General features: G+C 60.6%; 6 protein-coding genes. 1 reads left to right on the top strand and 5 read right to left on the bottom strand.

What is annotated here, in order from left to right:
• Window positions 1-1,230: NAD(P)/FAD-dependent oxidoreductase (locus KBY78_RS16020; RefSeq protein WP_255144467.1), on the bottom strand; the 1,230-nt coding region annotated here is incomplete at its 3' end.
• A 379-nt stretch (window positions 1,231-1,609) separates the two neighbouring features.
• Here KBY78_RS16020 and KBY78_RS16015 point away from each other — a divergent pair.
• Window positions 1,610-1,843: a hypothetical protein gene (locus KBY78_RS16015; protein ID WP_255144466.1), complete on the top strand. Its 234-nt coding sequence runs from the start codon at window positions 1,610-1,612 to the stop codon at window positions 1,841-1,843.
• Window positions 1,844-1,876: 33 nt separating this feature from the next.
• On the opposite strand, the gene KBY78_RS16010 is transcribed toward KBY78_RS16015, so the two are convergent.
• The 4 genes from KBY78_RS16010 to KBY78_RS15995 form a co-directional block, all read right to left on the bottom strand.
• A complete protein-coding gene (locus tag KBY78_RS16010) occupies window positions 1,877-2,194 on the bottom strand; it encodes a mechanosensitive ion channel family protein (RefSeq protein WP_255144465.1) in 318 nt (105 codons plus the stop codon).
• A gap of 14 nt (window positions 2,195-2,208) precedes the next feature.
• A complete protein-coding gene (locus tag KBY78_RS16005; RefSeq protein ID WP_255144464.1) occupies window positions 2,209-2,457 on the bottom strand; it encodes a hypothetical protein in 249 nt (82 codons plus the stop codon).
• Between the two features lie 334 nt (window positions 2,458-2,791).
• On the bottom strand, window positions 2,792-3,472 hold the full coding sequence (locus tag KBY78_RS16000; RefSeq protein ID WP_255144463.1) for a hypothetical protein: 681 nt from the start codon (window positions 3,470-3,472) through the stop codon (window positions 2,792-2,794).
• Between the two features lie 140 nt (window positions 3,473-3,612).
• Window positions 3,613-4,689, bottom strand: a complete 1,077-nt coding sequence (locus KBY78_RS15995; RefSeq protein ID WP_255144462.1) for a DUF481 domain-containing protein — start codon at window positions 4,687-4,689, stop codon at window positions 3,613-3,615.
• Window positions 4,690-5,088 lie beyond the last annotated feature (399 nt).

The following is a 5,088-nucleotide window of genomic DNA, read 5'->3' as shown; positions in this document are numbered from 1 at the left end:
GGCGGGCATGAAGGCCAGGTGGGCCAGGCCCCACAGCAGCCAGCCGAGCGGGCCGCTCACCCGCAGCCCGCGCAGGTCGGCCACGGCGCAACGGGGGCCGATCACGGCCATGCTGCCGAAATCGGTCCAGCGGAAAGGGGGGTGGGAGCGGCCCGCCAGGCCGGCCACGATGTCGGCCGCCACCCATCCCCCCATCTGCACCGCCGGGCCCGCCATGCCCGGCAGGGGCTTGCCGTCGTCGGTGTGGCTGTAGGAGCAGAGGTCGCCCACCACCCGGATGGCGGGATAGCCAGGGAGGGAGAAATCCGGCTCGACGATCAACCGCCCGCCCCGATCGAGCGGAGCCCCGGTGCGCTCGGCCAGCAGCTTGCCCAGGTGGGAGGCGCGCACGCCTGCGGTCCAGCAGAGGGTGGCGGCCTCCAGCGTTTGCTCGCCGTCGGCGGTGCTCACCGTCACCCGGCCCGGCGCGATGGCTTTCACCCGACCCCCCAGCAGCAGCTGCACCCCGCGGGAGCGCAGGTAGCGGCCGGCGGCTTCCGAGAGGCTGGGGTGCATGGCCCGCAGCAGCCTGTCGCCAGGATCCACCAACGTCACCTGGCAGTCGGCCGGATCCAGCTGCTTGAAGTCGCGCCCCACCGCGTGGCGCAGCATCGCGTTCACCGAGCCGGCCAGCTCGCAGCCCGCCGGGCCGCCCCCCACCACCACCACGGACTGCAGGAAGCGGCGGCGCTCCGGGTCGGGGGTCTGCTCGGCCTCCTCAATGGCCGTCAGCAGGCGGCGACGCACCTCATCGGCGTGCTCGAGGATCTTCATCGGTGGGGCGTGCTTGCGCCACTCTTCGTGGCCGAAGTAGGCGCTGCCCGAGCCGGTTGCCAGGATCAGGTGATCGAAGGCCAGGCGGCGGTCATTGAACACCACCTCCTTCGCCTGCGGGTCGATGTCGATGACCTCCCCCAGCAGGATCTGGATGTTGGGGGCCTGGCCCACCATCTGGCGCAGGGGTGAGGCCACGTCCGCCTCCGGTACCAGGCCCGTGGCCACCTGGTAAAGGAGGGGCTGGAAGAGGTTGAAATTGCGCTTGTCAATCAGGGTGACGCGCACCAGCTTGCTGATCAGGACGTGGGCGGCACGGAGGCCCGCGAAGCCGCCCCCCACGATCACCACATGGGGCAGGCGGCGCAGGGTGGCGTCGGCAGGGGTGAGCTCGAGGAAAAAGCGTTCCTTGGCCATGGGCGTGAGGGCTGACGGGGAAGCGTAACTTGAAGTTCTGCGACCCTCTTGCCCATGCCTGGGCCATCGGCGGGCTGGCTGAAGAGAGGGTGGAGGATGGTCCTGAGAACGATGCTTTCAGATCGGCTCAACGACCTGCGTTTTCATAACAGTGCCCCTTCATAACAGTGCCGTAGAGGCCGGCTTGCAGAGCGCTCACGGTAAGAACGCTCACTGCATGGAACACTCTCGTTCCCCAATTTCTTAAAGACTCCTGGGCGAAGATCACTGCTCACTGATGATGCAGGCAGCGCTGGTGTCAATTGGAGAAATCCTGCCGATCTCTGCCAGCCACCCAGGGGTAGGTCTCTAAGGGAGGGGGGCAACACGAGCGGAGGTGATGAAAACGATCGGGTTGGTTGATTCCCTTCCGTTTCCGATGCGTAATCCTGGTGAATCATGGTACTGGATGCTTCAGCTCCAGACGCGGAACGCTTCCATCAATGCCTGCGTTGTCGAGGGCGATCTACAGGCAACGACGGTGATCCCTGCCAGCGGCCCACTGCTGCAGAGGCAGTGTCTTGAAGATCATTTGAATGGTGATACCCGCATGGGAAATGTTCTCGATTCCTAGAATCTCAGGGTGCTGCAAGGCTTGTTCCCTCTATTATGGATCCTGGTGCATATCCTGTGTTACTGCATCCATGATGGCCAGCACCAGATTCACATCCACGCCATAGCTGAGGTCGATGACGTAGTTCACCTGCGACCAGTTGCTGGAAAGATTCCTGACCACATCAATCGACCCATTGGGAATGGTGATCAGCTCGCCATCTAGACTCCTAAGCTTGGTGACCCGCAGGCTCACCTTCTCCACCAGCCCAGCGTGGTTGCCGACGATGATCACATCACCGGCCGCGAACTGATCTTCCCTGAGGATCAGCAGACCCCCAATCAGGTCCTTCAGGAGTCCCTGGGAGGCCAAGGAGACAGCAACGCTCAGAAATCCTGCAAAAGTGGTAACGGTCTGGGTGAAAGTGAACGTGCCCAGCTGATGGAGTTGGAAGTTAAGACAATCCCGAACACCAGAGAGATGATGGCCTGGATCCACCCCTTGTTGGCATAGGCGATGGTAGGTGAACGCAGTTGAAGGCGTTGATCAACTTGCTCCCCTGCCAATCGCTGGATGTAGACGTCAACGCCCAGGTTCACCAGACGGATCGCCACCGCGGTGCAGACAAAGAGCATCAGAATCAGCAGGGGAAGCCCGACAGGGGCTGCCCTGGAATCCTCCCGAGAATCGAGACCCCCAGGATCCAGTTCAACAGGGGTCTGGAAAAGTTGAACAGGCTGCAGATAAAGGCCGCTCCCAGAGTCCGCAGCAACCAATGGCCCCAATACAGAAGTGTTCTGTACAACCCAACGGTGCTGGAGCGCTGTCGAAGTGTCAATCGTCGCAGGCTGGCCTTGACGAACGACAATCCCTTCTCCGTTGGTGCAACGTTCGACTCTGGATGGGCCGTGTTCTCCGATGCGCGCAGTTCCATGGCCAGCTGGGCCGAAAAGTGTTGCTGAAGACGTTTCAAGCGACGCTGGAGCAAGACGAGAAAAAACTGGCTAGAATAAGGTCAGCGAAGACATCGGCAGCTCTGGTGAAACCTGCGCGCAGTGCTGTTGGCTGGCGATCCCTCCAGGCTTTAATCAGATCAGCCCTTGTCTGAACCGCGACCAGGGTGGCGATCTGCAGGGGATCGGAGGACGCAAAGCGCAGATTGTCGATATCAGACTTGGCGACAGTAAAAATCGCCTCAGGCTTGCGTTGTGTCGGAAACGTGAGGGCCACATAGCTGCCATTGGCACCCAGCTCGGCGCTGACGCTCAGCTGCTCGCGCAGAATCTTCTCCTGTTCGTTCAGATCGGTGATGCCACCGTTGGATGCTAGTTTCCTGGTGTACAGGCTCATCTCCTGGTGATATTTTTGCGGTTTGCCGCGAGTAAGATAGGCGCGATTGGCCGCATTGTTTTTTTCGGCATTGGTCAGGCACTCGTCGCGAAGGCGCAGAGAGAAATACCCACTGGCAAGCCCGAGCATTTTGCCATCCAGGACGATCGGCGCTAGCTCCAGATTTCCACGCCTGAACATCGGAATGAACGATTCCGATACCACTTCACCTTCGATATTCTCCATTCCCGGCAGAAACTGTGCCCTCGCTGGCGTTGTAGCCTGTAAGCCAAGGCTGATCAGAAGGAACAGCAGCATCATCGCCGCCCCCAGCCCCTACCGCAGGCGAGACCGGGCAACCCTGATGAAGCCACTTTTAGCGATCAGCAATGAAGGCATACTTTCAATGATGGAAGGAGGAGAAGTTGCTGGTCAGGGATGGATCTGGATCTGAGGCATGATCAAGGTGTGAGCTTGAAGGTAAATCGGGAAGAGAAAATAGCGTTGAAGTTAGGATTTTGTTCAACAACCTTATCGCTTTGGTAACGCAAGACAAAGCTGTTGCTCCACGACCAACGCCTGCTGATGAGAACATCCAGCGTGGTATCGAGCAAAACAGATACATCATTCCAATCGGCCAGATAGCTGCCGCCACCAAATAGGATGGCCAATTTAGACCCGCCGATGGGGATCTCCCTTCCCACCAGGATCAGGCCGAGGGAAGCGCCCAACTTGTCCTTTCTCCTTTGGAAGTCGATGTAGTCATATTCATAGCGAGGACCAATTCCCAGCTGCAGATCGAGAAAGCTGCCCGGATGGTCCCCCCGCCAGAGGTTGAGCCCCGCCCCCGCGAGTGAATTGGAAACAGCGGAAAGATCTTCATCATCATCGCTGACGGCAAATCCAGCCGAATTCACCGCCAGCAGCTGGTCGTAAAAGAGATTCCATTTGGGGGAGAGGTGATGGCGGTAGATGAAGGTGGCGATACCAATCGGGCGTCCGTTCACCACCGAGCGGCTGCTGTCGTAATCGAGGGCGAATAATCCATCGAGATACAGATCCTGCCGGGGCCATTGTTTGTAGAGATCCACGCTGAAATCTGCGCGCACCGTGGTGTCCGTGAACGAGTTGCCGCCGGCCCCCAGCCCCAGCTCCACCTGGGCGGCCCGCTCCTGGAAAGGGAAGGGTTCCGGACCCATGGGATCCTGTAGCAGAGATCGGCTCTCTACCAGCAATTGCTTCGACGCGGCTGGGGCTTCAATGGCGTTGTAGGCCAGGCTGATCTGCAGCAGCAGCTGAGCTCTAAGGGTGCGGGCCGCTTTCGTGTTGGCGGCGTAGTAGAGCCGCGTCTCCTGCTGGGCCATGGCCAGAGTCTGTTTCGCCCGCTGGGGCTGCTCCACCTGGCTGAGGAGGCGGGCGATGCGGATCTGATCGGTAATGCGCGCTTCCCCAACCTCCTGCCCCTCCACGATCCGCTGAGCTTGATTCAGCAGTGCGTTCGGTTCCATGCCGCAGACCTCCTCCAGGCAGGCCTCCACCAGATCCAGCAGCAGCAGGGCCTTGGGCCTGGCGTTGGGCATGGCTTTGATCAGCAGGAGGCTCTGCCGCAGACGCAGCTTCGTTGCTGCCTTCGATTCAGGGGAGGTTTCGACCGGCATGGCCACCGGCGGGGTGCTGGCCAGGGCGGGGTCCATCAGCAGGCCCGAAGCCAGGAGAGCTGCGAGCCGGCACCCAGCAGGGACCAACGACCGCGAGTTCCTCCTCAGGGGCGAGGGACGTTCCACATGTCCTCCCGCGACCGAATCGAACGTAGGGACTCCTGAAAAAGCCAAATCAACTGCGCTGCAACTGGTCTCAGCGGTTGGAAGCCGATAAACTGGCAGGGAACGCGGCAATTGCGGATTGTCGCCACTGACGATGGCCGCACATGTACCGGA

Source organism: Synechococcus sp. EJ6-Ellesmere (assembly GCF_024345875.1).
Taxonomy (GTDB): Bacteria; Cyanobacteriota; Cyanobacteriia; order PCC-6307; family Cyanobiaceae; genus Regnicoccus_A; species Regnicoccus_A antarcticus.
The sequence above is the reverse complement of the archived record's forward strand: the minus strand, read 5'-3'. Positions and strand labels throughout refer to the sequence as shown.

What these genes read in the sequence shown, in the direction of transcription:
- KBY78_RS16015 (WP_255144466.1), top strand. Translation starts at nt 1,610, where the DNA reads ATGAAAACGATCGGGTTGGTTGATTCCCTTCCGTTTCCGATGCGTAAT.
- KBY78_RS16005 (WP_255144464.1), bottom strand. Translation starts at nt 2,457, where the DNA reads ATGCTCTTTGTCTGCACCGCGGTGGCGATCCGTCTGGTGAACCTGGGC.
- KBY78_RS16000 (WP_255144463.1), bottom strand. Translation starts at nt 3,472, where the DNA reads ATGATGCTGCTGTTCCTTCTGATCAGCCTTGGCTTACAGGCTACAACG.